Raw genomic sequence first — 18,227 nt, forward strand, 5'->3', positions numbered from 1 at the left:
ATCCGCCCGCGCGGCGCGGCCGCCCGCCTACCGTCGTGCGGTGATCAGTGCGCGGGCCGAACGGTGCCTCAGGGAGCTGGCCGCCGAGGGGGTCCAGCCGTGGCTGGTGCCGGCGTCGCCGCGGACGCCGGACATCGCCGCGGTACGGCGCCGGTTCGGCGGACTCAGCCTTCCGCGCGGTGTTCCGCTCGACGCGGTGCGGGCGGCGTGCGACGGGCTTCTCGACGTGCCCGGGGCGCCGGGCCCGCAGTGGGGGTTCGTGGCGGTCGCGGTCGCGGTGGAGCCGGCGTCGGAGGCGGGACCGGAGCTGGAGCCGGAGTCGGGGCCGGGGCCGGGGCCGCTGGTCGCCGCCGCGCGCACGGTGTGCGCCGGGATCGACCGGCCCAACCTGCTGGTGCGGCTGCCGGCCACGCGGGCCGGCCGGGCGGCCGCGACGGCGTGCCTCGCGGAGGGCATCGGGGTGCAGTCCACGGGGGTCCACTCGGCGGAGCACTACGCGGCGGTCCTGGACGCGCACCTCGCGGGCCTGGAGCGGGCGTTGGCCCACGGGGTGGACGTGGCCGGGGTCGCGACGGCGGCCTCCTGCCCCGTGGGCCCGCTGGACGCGGCGGTCAACGCCCGGCTCGACCGGCTGCCGGGCGGCGCCGGGCACGCGCTGCGGGACACCGCGGGCCAGGCCACCGCCCGCCTGCTGCACCGCACGCGCGAGGAGCGGCTCTGCGGCGCGCGGTGGCGGGCGCTGCGGGCGGCGGGGGCCCGGCCGCCGATGCTGGTCTGGACGGGGACCGGGCCCGCGCACGTGCCCGCCCTGGTCGGCTGGAACACCGTGCACGCCCTGACCCTCGACACCCTCGAAGCGGCGGCCGAGCGGGGCGGCCTGGGCGGCGACACCCTCCTCGGCCGCCACCGGGACGCCGAGCGCGTCCTGCGGGACCTCGCGGACCTGGGGGTTCGGGCGGTATCCGGCTGCCCGGACGCTTGTTGACCAATCCCCGGGGGCGGTCTACGTTGCCCATCGGCCGGGATCTTCCCGGCCCGGGGGAGGGTCCGGGACATGCTGCCGGGGGGCAGGCCGCTCGACGGGTACGCGTTCGCCATGCTCGACCTGCTGGCCGCGGAAGCGCCCGCCGAGCGCATCGAGGACGTCGTACGGCAGGCCCGCGCGGCCGGTGCCACCGAGGACGAACTGGCCCGGGTGGCCGCGGCGAAGGACCGGGCGCTGTCCGTGCGGCAGCTGTTCAGCCGGCGCCGGCAGCGCGAGGCGGGCCTGGCCGCACTGGTCGACACCGCGCGCGACCTCACCCTCCCGTACAGCCTGGACACCCTGCTCAAGGTCATCACCCGGCGGGCCCGGCTCCTGCTCGGCCTCGACATGTCCTGGGTGAGCCTCCACGCCGAGGACGGTCTGTCGCACGTACGGGCCGCGGACGGCCACGCGTCGGCGATCACGGTGGGGTTCACGGTCCCGGCGGGAGGCGGCGTCGGCGCGCACGCGCGGCAGCGGTCCGCGCCGTTCTGGACCCCCGACTACCTGAACGACGACGGGTTCACGCACAACGAGACGATCGACGGGGTGGTGCGCACCGAAGGGCTGCACGCCATCCTCGCCGTGCCCCTGCAGCACGAACGGGCCACGTTCGGCGTGCTGTACGTCGCGGACCGCGACGTCCGGCACTTCGCGCCCGACGAGATCTCCCTCATGACGTCGCTGGCCGACCTCGCGGCCGTCGCCATCGAGCGGACCCGGCTGCTGGATCGGGTCCGGGCGGAGGTCACCGAGCTGGAGCGGGACACGACCCGGGCCCGGAACTCCTCCGCCGACGCGGCCAGGTTGCACGGCACCCACAGCGGCCTCATCGACCTGGTGCTGGGCGGCGCCGGCCTGCCCGCCCTGCTGGACCGGGCCGCTGCCGAACTGGACGGCGCCCTGCTGGTGCGGGACACCGTGGGCGAGCCCCTCGCCCACAGCGCCGGCTTCCCGGCCGGGACGGCCGAGGAGCGGCTCGACCGGGCGTGCTCCGACGCGCACGCCGAGCGGGGCCCCGTGCGGTGCGCGGACGACCTGTGGGCGTGCCCGGTCACCGGCGGCACGGAGGACCTCGGCACGCTCGTCCTGCACCGCACGGCCCCGGAAGCCCCCGACACGCAGGTGCGGTTGCTCGCGCTGGTCGCCCAGACCGTCGCCGTCCTGCTGCTGATGCAGCGCAGTACGGCGGTGGCCGAGGGCCAGGTCCGCGACGAGCTGTTCCACGCCCTGCTCCACGCCTCCCCGCTGTCGCCGGGGCACCTGGCCGCGCAGGCCCGGCGGCTCGCGGTCGACCTCGCCGAGCCGCACGTCGTGGTGGTGGCCCGGCCCGAGGGCGGGTCGCAGGGCCGGGCGGTGGTGTGGGCGTCGTCGTACGCGCACCGGATGGCGGGGCTGAAGTACGCGGACGGCGGCCGCATCGCGCTGCTGCTGCCGGGGCGTGACCCCGGTGCCGCCGCCGAGGCGGTGTCCCGCGAGTTGTCCTCGGTGCTCGGCCACCCGGTGACGGCCGGCGCGGCGGGCCCGGTCACCGGACCCGAGGCCGTCCGGCGCACCCACCGGGAGGCGCAGCGCTGCCTCGACGCGCTCACGGCGCTCGGCGGCACCGGCGGTACGGCGTCGCCGCGCGAACTCGGCTTCCTCGGGCTTCTGTTGTCCGACCAGCACGACGTCGACGGCTTCGTCCGCACCGCCATCGGACCCGTACTGCACTACGACGGCCAGCAGTCCACCGAGCTCCTGCGCACGCTGGAGTGCTACTTCACCTCCGGCAGCAGCCCCACCCGGGCGGCCGAGCTGCTGCACGTCCACCCGAACACCGTCTCCCGGCGGCTGGAGCGGATCACCGAACTCCTCGGCGCGGACTGGCAGGAGCCCGCACGGGCGCTGGAGGTGCAGCTGGCGCTGCGGCTCCAGCGGGCCCGGCACACGCTGGCCCCCGGCGGACCGGACGGCTCCGGAGGACCGGACGGCCCCGGCGGTGGGCGGGGCCGGCATCAGGCGGGCACCCCCTAGGCCCCCAGAGCGCCCGGGTACGCCGGCCCGCTCGCGTCGGCCAGGATCCGTGCCGCGTGCGCCACCGAGGCGAGCGTGATGTGCCGGTGCCAGCCGTGGAACGAACGGCCCTCGAAGTCCCGCAGGCCCACCTGCCCGCCCACCGCCAGACTGTCCGCCGCCACCCGCCGGCACAGCTTCGTCAGCCGCAGCAGCGCGGGCACGGGCGTGCGGTCCATGCCGGTCAGCCAGAACTCCGCCGGCGGGCGACGCGGGTCGTGCCACTCCCCGAGCAGCAGCAGCCCCCGGGACCGCGCCGCCCCGCCGGGGCGACCGGGCCGCGGTCGTACCGGCCCGGCGGCATCGGGCAGCGCCACGCGCGCGGCCACCACCAGGGAGCCGCGCACGGTGGCCGGACCACCCTCGGGCGACACCCACCGCACCGGCCGGCGCAGCGCCTTGACGGAGTCGAGGATCTGGTGGGCGGTCAGCCGGTTCGCGCCGAAGCCGGGCATCGACGGATCGGCCACGGTAAGCCCCGTGGTCGCGGGGATCCGCATCAGCAGCGGCACGTCGGCGGCGGCGAACCGCAGCACGGTCCCGCGCACCTCCGCGGCCGCGCCGCCGAGGACCACCGGCGTGCGCGGCAGGCCCCACAACGGCATGGAGTCCAGGACCGCCGCGGCGGCGCCCTCCTCCAGCGTCTCCTCCACCGCCTCCTCGGGGATGTCCGCCCGGCGGCGGCGCTCCGTCTCGCGCAGCCAGTGCGGCGGCAGGTGCAGCCGCCAGTTGACCGGGGCGCTCGCCCCCTCGGAGGCGAACCACACCCCGAAGGCCCGCTGGCCGCCGGCCGACTGGCCGGGCCGCGGCGTGCACCCGCGGTCCACGCCCACCGAGTGCTCGCCGACCTTGGGGATGGACATCGGCTGGACGACCCACGCCTGCGGTGGCATGACGTGCTGCAGGTGGCGGGCGAGGGCCGCGCGCATCGCCGCCCAGTCCCAGGTGGAGTCCGTGATGAAGTGGTGCAGGCCCTGTTCGGCGGCGGAGCCGCCGACGACGCGGGCGATGTTGCGCATGGACTTGCGGCCGTCGACCGCGAGCAGCCCGCGCACGTACTGCTCCGCCCTCCGGCGCTGGTCCTTCCTGCGCAGGACCGGGGGGAACAGGGCGCCGGCCAGCTCCGCCACCACGCGCTCCGGTGCGGTCCCGGCCCACCCGTGCCCGGGCCTTACGTCATGTCGTGCGAAGGCAGCTCTTCTCACCACGCCCCCCTGTTCCCGCGTCCGTGGACTGACCGAACCGGGAGCCAGCCTGGTCGCCGGGAGCCCCCGCCGAGGAGGTGGCACGGGGACCCGATCGCCGCCCGCAGCGGTGGCCGGACCACCACGGGAGGGGATCAGGGCCGGCCGGTACGGGTCCGGGCCGGCGACCGGGGTGTGGTGGGACCACCACCATGGGTCCGCGACGGAGCGGCCGAAAATGATTGGCCTCTGCATGCACTTGCTTGACGGGGTGGTGCGGTCGCGCATAGCGTCGCCGGACAGAGACTGAGCAAGCGCTTAGGAGGGCGAGGGTGTCGCACCCCGAACGGTCCACGGACGACCCGGCCGCCGCGTTGACCGCGCCCGGCGCGCCCTTCGCCGTCACGGCGGGCGAGGACGGCCGGCTCGTGTACGCAGCCGGGCCGCGCACCCTGCGCGAGGTCGTCGAGGTCACCTGGGCCCACGGGGAGCGGCCGTTCCTCGTCGCCGAGAGCCGGAGCTACACGTACGCGGAGTTCTTCGCGGCCGCCTGCGCGCTCGCCCGGCGGCTGACCGGGGTGTACGGGCTGCGCCGCGGCGACCGGGCCGTCGTCGCGATGCGCAACCACCCCGAGTGGCAGATCGCCTTCTGGGCGGCGCAGCTGGCCGGTCTCGTCGCCGTACCGCTGAACGCCTGGTGGACCGAGGAGGAGTTCGCGTACGCCCTCGACGACTGCCGGCCGGGCGTGCTGCTGGTCGACGGGGAGCGGGTCGCGCGCGTACGGGAGTGGGCGCGGGGCGCGGGCGTGCCCGGGGTGGTCTTCCACGGCGGTTCCGGCCCCGGCGACACGGCGGACGGGTTCGAGCGGTACGAGGACCTGCCCGCGCCCGATCCGGCGCTCGGCCCGCCGGACGTGGAGGTCCGGCCGGAGGACGACGCCACCATCATCTACACCTCCGGCACCACCGGCCGCCCCAAGGGCGCGGTCGCCACGCACCTCGCGCAGGCCGGGGCCGCGATGAACCCGCGCTACCAGGCGGCGGACGCCGCGCTGCGGCGTGGCGAGGTGCCGGGGCTGGGGCCGGCGCCGGTGACGCTGATGACGTTCCCCTTCTTCCACGTCGCGGCGTTCACGGCGTTCTACTCCGCCATGGCGACCGGCGGCACGCTGGTGCTCCTGCGCAAGTGGGACGCGGCCAAGGCCCTGGAGCTGATCCACGCGCACGGGGTCACGCACTACGCCGGGGTCCCGGCGACCGCCCTGCAGCTCCTCGACGCGGCGGAGGAGAGCGGGCGGGGCCTCGGCCCCCTCACGCATCTCAACACCGGTGGCTCCGCCGCCCCGCCCAGCCTGGTCGCCCGCTGCCCCGCCGGCGTCGAGCCCCGCAACGGCTACGGCCTCACCGAGACCAGCGGCGGCGTGCTCGCCACGTACGGCGACGAGTACCGCCACTTCCCCGGCGCCGCGGGCCGGCCGACGCCCGTGACCGAGGTGCGGGTCGCGGGCCCGGACGGGCGGCCGCTGCCCGACGGCGAGGTCGGCGAGCTGTGGCTGCGCGGCCAGACCCTGGTGCGCGGCTACTGGAACGACGAGAAGGCGACGGCCGAGGCGTTCACGGACGACGGCTGGCTCCGCACCGGCGACCTGGCGACGGTCCACGACGGGCGGGTCAGCGTCGTCGACCGGCTGAAGGACATGGTCATCCGCGGCGGCGAGAACGTGTACTGCGTCGAGGTCGAGGGCGCGCTCCACACCCACCCCGACGTGCTGGAGGCGGCGGTGCTCGGCGTCCCGCACCCCGTGCTCGGCGAGGAGGTCGCCGCCGTGGTCCGGCTCCGGGCGGGGGCCGGGGCGGACGTCGAGGAGCTGCGAGCGCACGCGGCGCGGAGCCTGGCCGCCTTCAAGGTGCCCGCCCACGTCCTCGTGCAGGACGGGCCGCTGCCCCGCAACGCCACGGGGAAGGTGCTCAAGCGGGAGCTCAGGACGTGGTTCCCGAGCGGGTGACGCGGATCCGGTAGGTGCCGGAGCGGCGGTTCTCGGCCAGCACCGTGATGCGTATGCCGTTCTCCCGGTCGACGAAGGACTCGCCGGGCCGGAAGGGCGCGTCCGACAGCTCCGCGTGCACGTTGGGGCGGCGCGTGCAGCCGCCGCTGTCGCGGTCGCTGTCCAGGACGGTGACCGGGCCCTCGCCGGTGTTCACGTCCGACCGTACGTGGTAGATCAGGACGCCCGGCTCGCAGACCGCCTCGTCGTTGCCGTCCCGGGTGCGGACTTCGACCGCGTACCCCGTCTCCTCCGTCAGCGGTATGACCGCGAGCTTGGTGCCGTCGCCGCGGAGGGGGAGCGGGGCGAGGTCGTAGACCCGGCTGCCGGGGGCGGCGGCGCACCGCACCTGGTCGTTGTCGAGCCAGCCGAGCTTCCACTTGTGCCAGCCCAGCAGGTCGTTGTTGGCACCCCAGTCCTCGGACATGATGTCCCAGTGCCCGACCGCGCCGCCGCCGTCGGCCGTGTAGAGGTCGGGCAGGCCGAAGACGTGGCCGTTCTCGTGCGGCAGGACGCGGAAGCCCGTCTCGTGGTACGTGCCGGAGCCGTCGTCCTGGCGGCTGTAGACGAAGGACGTGTGGGCGAGCGGGGTGCCGTCCGCGTGCGGGGCCTCGGTGTTGCCGGAGAAGGTGACGGACAGGACGGTGTCGAGCGCGGAGGGCCCGGCGTTGGGCGTGACCAGGATGTTGACCAGGTCGTACGCGCTGAAGTCGACCTTCGGGTCGGCGGCCTCCACGATGTCCTCGACGAGCTTGCGGTAGCCCGGCTCGTACGGCGAACCGCGCTCTATGCCGTACTCGGCGAACGGCATCGGCATCCGCAGCCAGTCGGGGAGGGGCGCCTCGGGGCGGTAGACGAGCCGCCCGTACGAGCTGACGCGGAACCAGTCGGAGGTCTGCGGGAAGAACTCGGCGTACCGCTCCATCGCCGGGCCCTCGCCGGGCGCGTCCGGGAAGTCGATCATCAGGTTGAGGGCGCGTACCTCGCCGGTGGAGCGGGCGTAACCGGACGGGGTGGGGATGCCCTCCGACATCTGTACGCCCACGGTGGCCGAGATCCGGCACGGGCCGAGGGCGGCGAGTTCGTCGGTGGCGTTCTCGGCGGCGACGGGGCCCGCGGAGGCGCGGGAGGGGTCCGGGAGGGTCGAGCTCGCCGTGGCCAGCGTGGCGAGGGCGAGCGTGGTGGCCGCCCCGAGGGCGACCGGTCTGCGTATCCGCCGGCGCGTCCGCTCCATAGGTGCTGGTCGCCTTCGGTCCGCGGCAGGCGGCCGGTTCCGCGCTGCGCTCTTGTCCGATCAGCCTGGGCCGGACGGGGCGCGGGCGCGCGCCGGGTGGCCCGATCGTGGGTTTTTCCGCGGACGGGTGAGGGGCGGGGGGCCGTACGGGTTGCGGAAACGGCCGGGAACGGTCCTTTCCCGCACCCAATTTCTCCTTATGCTTTCGACCGTGTTCGATTCCCGGTACATCAAGACCTTCCACGAGGTCGTCCGCACCGGTTCGTACACCGCAGCCGCCCGCAGCCTCGGCTACACCCAGCCGGCCGTCAGCCAGCAGATGAAGGCGCTGGAGCGGGACGTCGGCACACCGCTGTTCACCCGCGTCGGCCGCGGCCTGCGCCTCACCGAGGCGGGCCAGGCCCTCACCCGCCACACCGGCACCATCCTCGACACCCTCGCGGCCGCGCAGGAGCAGATCGACGCCATCGCGCGCCTGCGCTCCGGGCGCGTACGGGTGTGCGCCTTCCCCAGCGCGGGGGCGACGATCCTGCCCGAGGCGATGGCCCGGATGGCGGAGGAACACCCCGGGATCCGCATCGAGCTGACGGAGGCCGAGCCGCCGGAGTCGCTGCGGATGGCCGCGCGGGGCGAGTGCGACATCACGCTGGCCTTCACCTACCCCGGCCTGCGCGCCGAGGTCCCGGACGAACTCGCCGAGTACAAGCTCCTGGAGGACCCGCTCACGGTGCTCCTGCCCACCGGCCACCCCCTGGCCCGGCGTCGCGCGGTCCACGTCGGCGACCTCCGGCACGAGCGGTGGATCGCCGGCTGCGCCCGCTGCCGCGCGAACTTCCTGCACGTCTGCGCCGAGGAGGGCTTCACCCCCGACATCGCCTGCACGACGGACGACAACCTGGTGCTGCAGAGCCTGGTGGCGGCGGGGATCGGCGTCGCGCTGGTCCCGGCGCTGGTGCTGTCGTTCCTGTGCCACGCGAAGGTCACCGGCCGCATGGTCGAACCGCACACCCGCCGCCAGGTGTACGCGTACGTCCTCCGCGACCACCTGCGGATCCCGGCCACCGCGCTGGCGCTGGAGGCGATCGTCGCCGCGGCGGAGGCCAAGGTCGGCTGCTGAAGCCGCCTTCCATAAGGGGGAGTTGGCCCCCCGGCAACGAACCCTCCTTGGACGGGCCCGGTCCGGCGGCCGGACGCTGCCGCCATGACGACCACCCCCCTCACCCCCCTCACCCCCCTCACCTCCCTCACCTCCCCGGAACCGACGGCCACCGCCCGTCTGCGCACGCTCGTCGGCGAGGTGCGCGCCGCCGCGGCCCGGGGCCTGCCGCCCGGGCCGACGGCCCGGCTCGTGGCCGAGCGCCTCGCCCCGCACCTCGGCACGTCCGACCTGCTCACCGACGCCCAGTGCGAGGGCGACCCCGCCCGGTACCGCCAGCACGTGCTGCACGCCGAGCCCGACGGCTCCTTCTCGCTCGTCGCCCTCGTCTGGCTGCCCGGCCAGGCCACACCCGTCCACGACCACGTGGCCTGGTGCGTGACCGGCGTCCACCGGGGCGAGGAGCACGAACGCCGCTTCCGGCTCGTGCCGGACGGCGCCGCGGCGCGGCTGGTCGCCACCGAGGACGTGGTCAACGCGCGGGGCACGGTCGCCGCGCTCGCGCCGCCCGGCGACATCCACCTCGTACGCAACGGCGGCACCGAGACCGCCGTGTCCCTGCACGTGTACGGAGCCGACATCACGCGGCTCTCCACGAGCATCCGGCGCGTCTACCGGCTGCCGGTGGACGCGTGATGGCCCTCCTCGGCGCGCGGACGGCTCCCGTCGCCCTGACGGCCGGGCCGCTGCCCGGGCTGGCGCTCGCCGCCGGGGGAGTGGGCGCCGCCTGGCTGGTGCACCGCGCGCTGCCCTCCGTACCGATGCTCACCGCCGCGGTCGTCCTGGGTGTCGCCGCCGCGCACGCCCCGGGGCTGCGCACCGCCGTACGCGGCCGGGGCCGGTGCCGGACCGGGCTGGCCCTGGCCGCCCGGCGGCTGATGCGGCTCGGAGTGGTGCTGCTCGGGCTGAAACTGAGCCTGTCCGACGTGCTGGGCCTCGGCTGGCGCACGGTCGCGATGGTGCTCGCCGTCGTGGCCGCCACCTTCGGTGGCACCTGGTGGCTGGGCCGCCGGCTGCGGCTCCCCGGCGACCAGCCGGTGCTCATCGCCGTGGGGTACGCGATCTGCGGGGCCTCCGCGATCGGCGCGGTGGGCGCTGTGCGCGACAGCGACGAGGACGACGCGGCCGCCGCCGTCGCGGTGGTGACGCTGTGCGGGACGCTCGCCATCGCCGTACTGCCGCTGCTCCAGGGCCCCTTGGGCCTGACGGACGGGCAGTTCGGGCGGTGGGTCGGCGCCGGGGTGCACGACGTGGGCCAGGTGGTGGCCGCGGCCCAGACCGCCGGCCCGGCCGCCCTCGGCGAGGCCGTCCTGGTCAAACTCCTGCGGGTGGCGCTGCTGGCCCCGCTGGTGGCGGCCCTGGTCGTCGCCGCACGCCGCCACGACCCGCGCCCCGCCCCCGACGGCCGCCGCCCCCCGCTGGTCCCGCTCTTCGTCGCCGGTTTCCTCGCCATGGTGGCGCTCCGCACCACGGGCCTGCTCCCGGGCCCCGCCCTCACGGCCGCCGCGACGGCCCAGGAACTGCTCCTCACCGCCGCCCTGTTCGCCCTCGGCACCGCGGTCCACCTCCCGACCCTGGCGACCCGGACGGGCGCGCGCATGGCGACGCTGGGTCTCGCGGCGTGGGTGCTGGTGGCGACGGCGGCGTACGCGGGGGTGGCGCTGACGGCGTAGCCGGTGCAGCAGTCGGCAAGCTCCGGAAGACAGGCCCTAACGCCGCCAGGGCAGGTCCGCCCCCGGCTCCGAGGGCTGGAGCCCCTCCGCCATCAGCCGCATGATCTCGCCGAGCTGCTCGACCTGCTCGGGGCTGAGCCGGTCGAACATGGCCTGCCGTACGGCGGCGACATGGCCGGGGGCGCTGCGCTTGAGGACCTCGTAGCCCTCGTCCGTCAGGTAGGCGTTCTGGCCCCGCTTGTCGGAGGGGCACTCCTCGCGGCGCACCCAGCCGCTCCGCTCCAGGCGCGCGATGGCGTGGGAGAGGCGGGACCGGGTGATCTTGGCGTCCTTGGCGAGCTCGGTCATGCGCATCCGGCGGCGCGGTGCCTGGGAGAGCTGGACGAGGAGGCCGTAGTAGATGTGCGGCATACCGGCGTCGCGCTGGAGCTGGCGGTCGAGGTGGTCCTCCAGCAGCGTGGTGGCGTGCAGATAGGCGCGCCAGACGCGCTGCTCGTCGTCGCTGAGCCAGCGCGGGCCGTCGTGGTCGTCGCTCATGCGTCCCACTCTACTTCTCTTGAAAGTTTAACTAGATAGCTGTTACGGTCGGGTCGTGTAGAGCTTTAAGTTTCAAGTACTGGTCCGGCGTAAGGTCGGAACCATCGACCCGGGAGTCGATCGTCATGGCTCGGATGCCCGCCCTCTACCTCTCCCACGGCGCGCCGCCCCTCGCCGACGACCCCGTCTGGCCCGGTGAGCTCGCCGCCTGGTCCGCCCGCCTGCCCCGGCCCGCCGCGATCCTCGTCGTCTCCGCCCACTGGGAGGAGGCCCCGCTGGCACTCGGCGCGACCACGACCGTGCCGCTCGTGTACGACTTCTGGGGCTTCCCCGCGCACTACTACCAGGTCCGGTACGCCGCCCCCGGCGCACCGCACCTCGCCGAGGCCGTACGCAAACTGCTCCGCGGCCCCGGCACCCCCGTACAGGACATCCCCGACCGGGGCCTGGACCACGGGGCGTACGTACCGCTCGTCGAGATGTACCCGGACGCCGACGTCCCCGTCCTGCAGATCTCCATGCCGACGCTCGACCCGGCCGCGCTGATGGACATCGGACGCAAGCTGGCGCCGCTGCGCGACGAGGGCGTACTGATCGTCGGCAGCGGGTTCTTCACCCACAACCTGGCGGCGCTGCGCCACCAGGGCGTGCCGGGCTGGTCCGCGGAGTTCGACGAGTGGGGCCGCCTCGCCCTGGAGGCCGGCGACGTGGACGCGCTGCTCGACTTCACGCGTAAGTCCCCGGCGGGGAGGCTCGCGCACCCGCGCACCGAGCACTTCGCCCCGCTGTTCGTCACGCTGGGCGCCGCGGACGCGACGGCGGACCTCACCGCCGGGCGGAGCGTGATCGAGGGGTTCTGGATGGGCCTGGCGAAGCGGTCGCTCCAGTTCGGGTCCGGTGAAAGTGCGGGTGACGCGTACAACCTCCCTCCCGCCTCGTCGGTCTGAGCGGGCGGTGCGCACTGATGTGCGTACCGCTCGCTCATCAGGAGGGACTTACTTGTCTTCCGTACGCACCACCCGACGCCGGCTCGGTGCCTCCGTCGCCACCGTCCTCGCCGTGACGGTCGGTGCCGGCGTCCTCGCCGCGCCCGGCGCCGTGGCCGCTCCGGCGGCCGCTCCCGTGGCCGCCGCCCAGGCCGGGGCCACCGCCGCCGCCGTCACCGCGGCCACCCTGCCGCTCGACGCGGAGATCGTCAGCACCGGCGACACCGGCTACCTCACGTCCCGCGAGGACGACACCGGCAACCCCGTCCTGGAGTGGCACAGGTACGCCGACGGCTCGGTGCTGCCGATCACCACCGGCACCGTCGGCCACGGCAGCAACTCCGACATCGTCGTGACCAGCGACGGCGGCACCACGGTCTACCTGCGGGACATGGCGGACGGCGGCACCCTGTCCGCCTCCTTCGACCTGGCGGCCGAATTCAAGCCCGGCGCGAAGCTCGTCGGCGTGGTCGGCGCGAACCTCTTCGTACGGGTCCCGACGGGCAACCAGGACTACCACGAGCTGTGGCAGCTCACCCCGGTCGACGGCCTCGCCAGGAAGACGCTGCGCATGGGCGGCGGTTACGGCCTCGACTTCAAGGTCGTCGCCTCCTCGAGCGACGCCATGCTCCTCCTCAGCAGCAACCGCGTGTTCCCGAGCCCGGCGACCCGCAAGACCGAGTTCTGGGCGACGCGCAAGAACGTCGACCCCGACTCGACCGTCAAGGAGGGCGACAGCGCGAACACCGCCCTGTGGACCCAGGCCTCGACGGGCGCCTTCAGCGCGGACTACGAGTCCTGGGTCGAGTACCGGAGCGGGGCCGCCACCCTCCGCGTGGAGGGCACGTACGTCCACCGGACGTACACCCTGGACAGCTCCCTGAGCGGTGCCGTCATCGCCGGCGTCCTCCGGGACACGCTGCTCTACGGCGTCCCCGGCACGGCGGCGGCGGCCGGCGAGGCGCCGAGCCCGCTGTACGCGCGGAACGTCAAGAGCTCCACCGCCGAGCCGTACAAGCTGCTGGAGCACTTCTCCAGCGTGGCCCAGGCGCCGGACGGCGCCCTGCTCGTGCGCGGTGCCACGGCCGAGGCGGACGGGCTGTTCCGCATCTGGCCCGGGGACGACGGGCGCCCGACCGCCACGCTGGTGGCGGACACGGGCCGGGTCATGCCGGTCCGGGTGACGGCGTCCAAGGTCCCCACCGCGGTGAACCTGGAGACGCCCGGCACCACGGTCCCGATGGAGTGGACCCTCTCCCGCGCGAACGCCACCGTGGACGTCACGCTCACGCACACGGCCACCGGCAGGAAGCACACCCAGCGCCTGGCGCAGCCGGTCGCCGACAAGCGCTTCGCCTTCGCCTGGGACGGCGTCCTGGACGGCGTCAGCGCCCCGAACGGCGCCTACACCTGGCAGGCCACCGCCACCCCGGCCGACGGCGTCGGCGCCCCGGCGACCGTCTCGGGGAGCTTCCAGGTCACGCGGCAGACCAACCCGCACGACTTCAACGACAACGGTTCGACGGACGTCCTCGCGCGGGACGCCTCCGGCGTGCTGTGGCGGGACGACCTCTTCGACTGGCCGTCGGGCGGCCAGGTCAAGACCGCCCAGCGGACGAGGGTCGGCTCCGGCTGGCAGATCTACAACCAGATCGAGGCCACGGGCAGCCTCGCCGGCACCCCCGTCGGCGACCTGGTCGCCCGCGACACCTCGGGCGTCCTGTGGCTCTACCAGGGCAAGGGCGACGGCACCTTCACGACCCGCGCCAAGGTGGGCACCGGCTGGCAGATCTACAACAAGCTCACCGGCGGCAGCGACCTCACCGCCGACGGCCGCGCCGACCTGCTCGCCACCGACGCCTCCGGCGTGCTGTGGCTCTACAAGGGCACCGGCAGCCCGACCGCCCCCTTCGCCACCCGCGTCAAGGTCGGCGGCGGCTGGCAGATCTACAACCAGATCACCGCCGTCGGCGACATCGTGGGCGGCACGGCCGGCGACCTCGTCGCCCGCGACTCCGCCGGCGTGCTCTGGCTCTACCAGGGCAACGGCACGGGCGGCTTCGCCACCCGCGTCCGGATCGGCAGCGGCTGGAACGCCTTCTCCCAGCTCGTCGGCGCCGGCGACGTCACCGGCGACGGCCGCCCCGACCTGATCGCCTACGGCACGAACGGTACGTACGTCTACCGCTCGACCGGCTCGGCGACGGCCCCGTTCAGCCGGCTGACGACCACGCTGTACGCGGGCGAGGGCACGAAGTTCAACTCCGTCGCCTAGGGCCCGGCCCTAGCGCTGGGGGGTCGCCTGGGCGAGCTCCTTCTCGTACCAGGCGACGTCCCAGTACCGCCCGAGCTTCCGCCCCACCTGGGTGAACGTCCCGGTGTGGCGGAAGCCGAAGCGGGTGTGGAGGCGGACCGACGCGTCGTTCGGCATCGCGATGCCCGCATAGGCGCGGTGCACGTCCTCGCCCGCGAGGGCGTCGAAGAGCCGCTCGTACAGCAGGGTGCCGACGCCCCGGCCGACGGCCTCCGGGGCCAGGTAGACGCTGACCTCGACGGAGGTGGAGTACGCGGCCTTCGGCCGGAAGGGGCTGGAGGTCGCGTACCCGAGCGGGTGATCGCCCTCGTGGGCAACCAGAAGCCGGTGCGGGCCGTCTTCAGGGTGGGAGCGCAGCCACGGAAGGCGCTCTTCGGGGGTGAAGGGGACCGCGTCGAATGTGATCGCCGTCTCACGTACGTAGTGGTTGTAGATCTCCGTGAGGGCGCCGATGTCGGCCTCCGCCCCCGCTCTGACCTGCAGATCCGTTCGCCCTCGCGGCATCGGCCCTCCCTCGGTGGCCCGCGAGGATACTGCAAGATCGCGAAAATGGGTGGGTGTCATGGGAATTCTGTCCTGATTCCGGTCGTTGTTTCCGTCGGATGCAGGGCACCCGGAAGGGTGTCGCGACACCTACTCAGCAAGGGAGCTCGCATGGCAACCCGTGCCGTCGCCCAACGTCAGTCGGCCGCGACCCGGTCCGCCGGGGGCGGGACCGACCGGGGCAGCAGTGCTCGCGCCGTGGGCGGGGAGATCGCCGACCGCGACCTGGTCGGCATGTACCTGGACGAGATCGCGCGCACGCCCCTGCTCGACGCCGCGAAGGAGGTCGAGCTCTCCCAGACCATCGAGGCGGGCGTCTACGCCCAGCAGATCCTCGACGGCGAGGTGGAGAGCGAGGCGGGCGGAGCGACCCGTGAGGAGCTGGAGGCGCTGGTCGCCGCGGGCGAGCGGGCGAAGGACGTCTTCATCCGGTCCAACCTGCGGCTCGTCGTCGCGGTCGCCCGGCGCTACCCGCGCAGCGGCCTGCCGCTGCTCGACCTGATCCAGGAGGGCAACGCGGGCCTGGTGCGCGCGGTGGAGAAGTTCGACTACACCAAGGGCTTCAAGTTCTCGACGTACGCGACGTGGTGGATCCGCCAGGCCATCACGCGGTCGATCGCCGACCAGTCGCGCACGATCCGGCTCCCCGTCCACCTGGTGGAGGAGCTGGGCCGCATCCGGCGCGTGCAGCGCGAGTTCAACCGCGAGCACGGCCGCGACCCGGAGCCCGCGGAGATCGCCGAGGAGCTCGGGTCCTCGGCGGAGCGCATCACCGACGTGCTCGACTGGGCGCGCGACCCCGTCTCGCTGAACATGTCCGTGGACGACGCGGGCGAGACGCAGTTCGGCGACCTGCTGGAGGACACGTCGGCGGTGTCGCCCGAGCAGTCGGTGCTGACGCTGCTGCGCAGCGAGGAGCTCGACGACCTGATCGACAAGCTGGACCACCGCACGGCCTCGATCATCCGGATGCGGTACGGCATCGAGGACGGGCGCGAGCGCACCCTCACGGAGGTCGGCAAGGAACACGGCCTCACGCGCGAGCGCATCCGCCAGATCGAGAAGCACGCGCTGCTGGAGCTGAAGCGCATGGCCCACGACACCGGCTTCGACGCGGCGGCATAACCCTCCGGGGCGCCGCCGCGGCGCTGTTTTTGTCGCGCCATGCTTGCTGCCCGGTGGGCGTGGGCCGGGTGCCGGGGGTTCCGGTGGGGGGTGGCCGGACTCTCGTTCACCGCGCTTCGCGCGAGTTCAGTCGTTTTACGTCCGACCACCCCCCACGCTCCACCCCCGACCCCCTCATGCGGGTGGTCGGTCCCTGTCGGCTGTCGCTCAGGCGACCAGCAGGTGCCCGTGGTCGTCGAACAAGGCGCGGACTTCCGGGACGTCCTCGAACTCCCGAAGGCGCCGTAGTACGGCGCGTGATCGCTCGGCCGTACGCTCGGACGCCAGGTCGCCGGACACCTCGATGACCTGCCGTGCTTCCTCGGCCGCCTGCTCGGGCTCGTTCGCATCCGCGAGGGCGACGGCCAGCCATGACCGGTACAGGGCCAGCTCCCTGGCATGGGTGGCGTCGTACCGGCCGAGTACGCCGCTCAGGAGGGGCACGGCCCGCAGGGGGCGCCGCAGCTCTGTGAGGACGCGGGCGTCCATGACGTCGAGCTCCTCGCGGCTCACCCAGTAGGCCCATGCGGGTTCGTCCGCACCGTCCGCGTCCGTCAGAGCGTCGTGCGCCTCGCCAAGCGCACGCATGGCCTCCTGTGCCTCTCCGGCTCGGGCGTGCGCCCAGGCCATGCGGTCCAGAAACAGGGCGCGCGTCTTGGCGGGGGCGGACGGTCCTGCTTCCGCCACGGCCGCGCGGGCCAGCTCGACGCCCTCGCGCTCCCGACCGGTGTTCGCGTGCTGGTAGGCGAGACTTCCCGCGAGATTGGCCACCAGCGGTGTGTCGCCCGCCTGGCGCGCGGCGGAGATGCCGAGCGCGTAGGCGCGCTCGGCATCCATGTGACGTCCTGCATCGGACGCGATCCACCCGGCGATCTGTGCCAGCTCTCCCACCTGTACGAGCAGGGACCGCTCCGTGTCCTCCGTGTAGGTGCCCTCGCGGTGCAGGCGGACAGCGGTGCTCAGCTCGCGGAACGCGGGCGCCATGAGGTCACCTCCCGCCAGTACGTCGTCGGCGAGCCTGAGCCCGTGAACGCGTGCCGCGAGGAGGCTCACGGCGTCGCGGCCGATGCGACGCCCGGTGCGTGCCCTCAGCGACTCGAGCGCGTCGCCGGGAGGGAGCAGCTCGGCAAGGGTCGCGGTGGGCCCGGCAATGTGGCCGTGCTCCTCGCCTCTGGCGTACGCGGCGGCCCGCTCGAGATCGGGGAGTGGTGCGCTCAGGGCCTGCGCGATGAAGGGCAGCCACGCCTCCGGCACACGTGCGCCGCGCTCCCACCGGGAGACCTCGTTCCGGGTGACCGACTGGACGCCGGAGAGCGCGCACAGCATGTCGGCCAACCGGCGCTGACTGATCCCCGCGCGCTTCCGCAGCCGGGCCAGGTACGCGCCGAACCGCCGTCTCCGCTCCCGCACCATGGCAGCCCCCTTTCCCCCGCCAAGTCTGGCCCCTCCCTGGCCCCCTGTCCGGCTCCTCCCGGAGTTCTCCCGCAGCGGTTTCCTTTCAACGAAGGACCCCGGCGACCGCGCGAACGGCCCCGGGGCGTGGCCGATCTGAACGGAGCAGACCGACGTGCGTTTCCTATCACGAGCACTCGAACGGGTGAGAGCGCTGCTGGTCGGGCGGCCCGCGCCCGGCAGCCGGAGCCGCCTAGCCCCGATGCCCGCGGTCGTACCCGTACGGCTCTACGTGCTGGAGCCGCAGGAGCGGGCGCGCGGGCGAGGGCTCTCGGAGGTGGGGCGGTGACGTCGGGGCGCGGGGAGACGTGGGTGCCGCCGCAGGGGCCCAATGTCGAGTTGGTGGCCGCCGGGCGGTGGTGGGACGCCGTGAGGGCGCCTTCGTGCGTCGGGGTGCGTGTCCTCGGGCGGTTGGGTGAGGACAGCGGCGCGGTGATCGAGGACGGGTTCGGAGCCACCTTCTACTGGCTCGTGAGGCCCGGTGCCGCCGACGCGTGGGAGTTGCCGCGGTCCTACGTGACCGTGCGGGGGACGGCGACGTACGTCGCCGTGCCGCCGGTGACGCGGACGGAGGGCCCCGGACTGCGCTGGGCCGTGCCGCTCGGTACGGCGCGCTGCCTCACGGACCCGGCGCTGCTGCACGCTACCCTCGCGGCGGAGCTCGACGCGTTGATCGGACCGCGATGACCGAACCTCCCGCCGGGCAGCGGCTTTTCGTGCTGGGCACGCTCCTTCTGCCCTGCGAGCCGTGCTGCGGCGCCCGCATCTTCGGCGGGAGCCACGACTGCACCGGCACGACGTCGATGGGCCTCACCGGCCGGGAGATCGTGCCGGTGCGGCCGGCGCCCTGTCCCTGCGAT

General features: G+C 74.4%; 15 protein-coding genes. 10 read left to right on the forward strand and 5 right to left on the reverse strand.

The features are described from left to right. The first annotated feature begins 40 nt into the window (after nt 1–40). A complete protein-coding gene (locus tag AC07FJ_RS17520; RefSeq protein WP_479049832.1) occupies nt 41–985 on the forward strand; it encodes a transaldolase family protein in 945 nt (314 codons plus the stop codon). 69 nt (nt 986–1,054) lie between these two features. Beyond that, nucleotides 1,055–3,040, forward strand: a complete 1,986-nt coding sequence (locus AC07FJ_RS17525) for a helix-turn-helix domain-containing protein (RefSeq protein ID WP_479049834.1) — start codon at nt 1,055–1,057, stop codon at nt 3,038–3,040. Here the strand turns inward: AC07FJ_RS17525 and AC07FJ_RS17530 are convergent. Continuing rightward, nucleotides 3,037–4,287 carry an IS701 family transposase gene (locus AC07FJ_RS17530; RefSeq protein ID WP_479049836.1) on the reverse strand — a complete coding sequence of 417 codons (1,251 nt, stop codon included), beginning with the start codon at nt 4,285–4,287 and terminating at the stop codon, nt 3,037–3,039. The genes AC07FJ_RS17525 and AC07FJ_RS17530 overlap by 4 nt on opposite strands. Nucleotides 4,288–4,595: 308 nt before the next feature. Between AC07FJ_RS17530 and AC07FJ_RS17535 the strand changes: the two genes are divergently transcribed. Beyond that, nucleotides 4,596–6,269, forward strand: coding sequence for a class I adenylate-forming enzyme family protein (locus AC07FJ_RS17535; RefSeq protein ID WP_479049838.1), 1,674 nt, complete (start codon nt 4,596–4,598; stop codon nt 6,267–6,269). On the opposite strand, the gene AC07FJ_RS17540 is transcribed toward AC07FJ_RS17535, so the two are convergent. Further along, nucleotides 6,244–7,542 carry a M6 family metalloprotease domain-containing protein gene (locus AC07FJ_RS17540; protein WP_479049840.1) on the reverse strand — a complete coding sequence of 433 codons (1,299 nt, stop codon included), beginning with the start codon at nt 7,540–7,542 and terminating at the stop codon, nt 6,244–6,246. The two genes, AC07FJ_RS17535 and AC07FJ_RS17540, sit on opposite strands and share 26 nt — an antisense overlap. 211 nt (nt 7,543–7,753) lie before the next feature. On the opposite strand from AC07FJ_RS17540, the gene AC07FJ_RS17545 reads away from it, so the two are divergent. From AC07FJ_RS17545 to AC07FJ_RS17555, 3 genes are all read left to right on the forward strand, one after another. Beyond that, the gene (locus AC07FJ_RS17545) at nt 7,754–8,659 is read left to right on the forward strand and encodes a LysR family transcriptional regulator (protein WP_479049842.1); all 906 of its coding nucleotides are present in this window, start codon (nt 7,754–7,756) and stop codon (nt 8,657–8,659) included. Nucleotides 8,660–8,743: 84 nt separating this feature from the next. Next, a complete protein-coding gene (locus AC07FJ_RS17550) occupies nt 8,744–9,334 on the forward strand; it encodes a cysteine dioxygenase family protein (protein ID WP_479049844.1) in 591 nt (196 codons plus the stop codon). Next, a complete protein-coding gene (locus tag AC07FJ_RS17555; protein WP_479049846.1) occupies nt 9,334–10,371 on the forward strand; it encodes a YeiH family protein in 1,038 nt (345 codons plus the stop codon). Before AC07FJ_RS17550 ends, AC07FJ_RS17555 begins: the two co-directional genes overlap by 1 nt. 36 nt (nt 10,372–10,407) lie before the next feature. Here AC07FJ_RS17555 and AC07FJ_RS17560 read toward each other — a convergent pair whose 3' ends face one another. After that, nucleotides 10,408–10,908, reverse strand: coding sequence for a MarR family winged helix-turn-helix transcriptional regulator (locus AC07FJ_RS17560; RefSeq protein ID WP_361417939.1), 501 nt, complete (start codon nt 10,906–10,908; stop codon nt 10,408–10,410). A 125-nt stretch (nt 10,909–11,033) separates the two neighbouring features. Here AC07FJ_RS17560 and AC07FJ_RS17565 point away from each other — a divergent pair, with 125 nt between their 5' ends. Both AC07FJ_RS17565 and AC07FJ_RS17570 read left to right on the forward strand, forming a co-directional pair. Then, nucleotides 11,034–11,855 carry a dioxygenase family protein gene (locus AC07FJ_RS17565; RefSeq protein WP_479049848.1) on the forward strand — a complete coding sequence of 274 codons (822 nt, stop codon included), beginning with the start codon at nt 11,034–11,036 and terminating at the stop codon, nt 11,853–11,855. A gap of 52 nt (nt 11,856–11,907) precedes the next feature. Next, a complete protein-coding gene (locus AC07FJ_RS17570) occupies nt 11,908–14,169 on the forward strand; it encodes an FG-GAP repeat domain-containing protein (RefSeq protein WP_479049850.1) in 2,262 nt (753 codons plus the stop codon). Between the two features lie 9 nt (nt 14,170–14,178). On the opposite strand, the gene AC07FJ_RS17575 is transcribed toward AC07FJ_RS17570, so the two are convergent. Continuing rightward, entirely contained in the window at nt 14,179–14,712 is a 534-nt protein-coding gene (locus AC07FJ_RS17575; protein WP_479049852.1) for an N-acetyltransferase family protein, read from the reverse strand. Between the two features lie 150 nt (nt 14,713–14,862). On the opposite strand from AC07FJ_RS17575, the gene AC07FJ_RS17580 reads away from it, so the two are divergent. Continuing rightward, nucleotides 14,863–15,876 carry a sigma-70 family RNA polymerase sigma factor gene (locus AC07FJ_RS17580; protein WP_361417951.1) on the forward strand — a complete coding sequence of 338 codons (1,014 nt, stop codon included), beginning with the start codon at nt 14,863–14,865 and terminating at the stop codon, nt 15,874–15,876. A gap of 207 nt (nt 15,877–16,083) precedes the next feature. Here AC07FJ_RS17580 and AC07FJ_RS17585 read toward each other — a convergent pair whose 3' ends face one another. Continuing rightward, nucleotides 16,084–17,328: a helix-turn-helix domain-containing protein gene (locus AC07FJ_RS17585; protein ID WP_479049854.1), complete on the reverse strand. Its 1,245-nt coding sequence runs from the start codon at nt 17,326–17,328 to the stop codon at nt 16,084–16,086. 324 nt (nt 17,329–17,652) lie between these two features. On the opposite strand from AC07FJ_RS17585, the gene AC07FJ_RS17590 reads away from it, so the two are divergent. Then, complete coding sequence (locus AC07FJ_RS17590; RefSeq protein WP_479049856.1) at nt 17,653–18,054, forward strand: hypothetical protein; 402 nt, start codon at nt 17,653–17,655, stop codon at nt 18,052–18,054. Nucleotides 18,055–18,227 lie beyond the last annotated feature (173 nt).

The sequence above is a fragment of the Streptomyces sp. NPDC045998 genome, assembly GCF_056430285.1.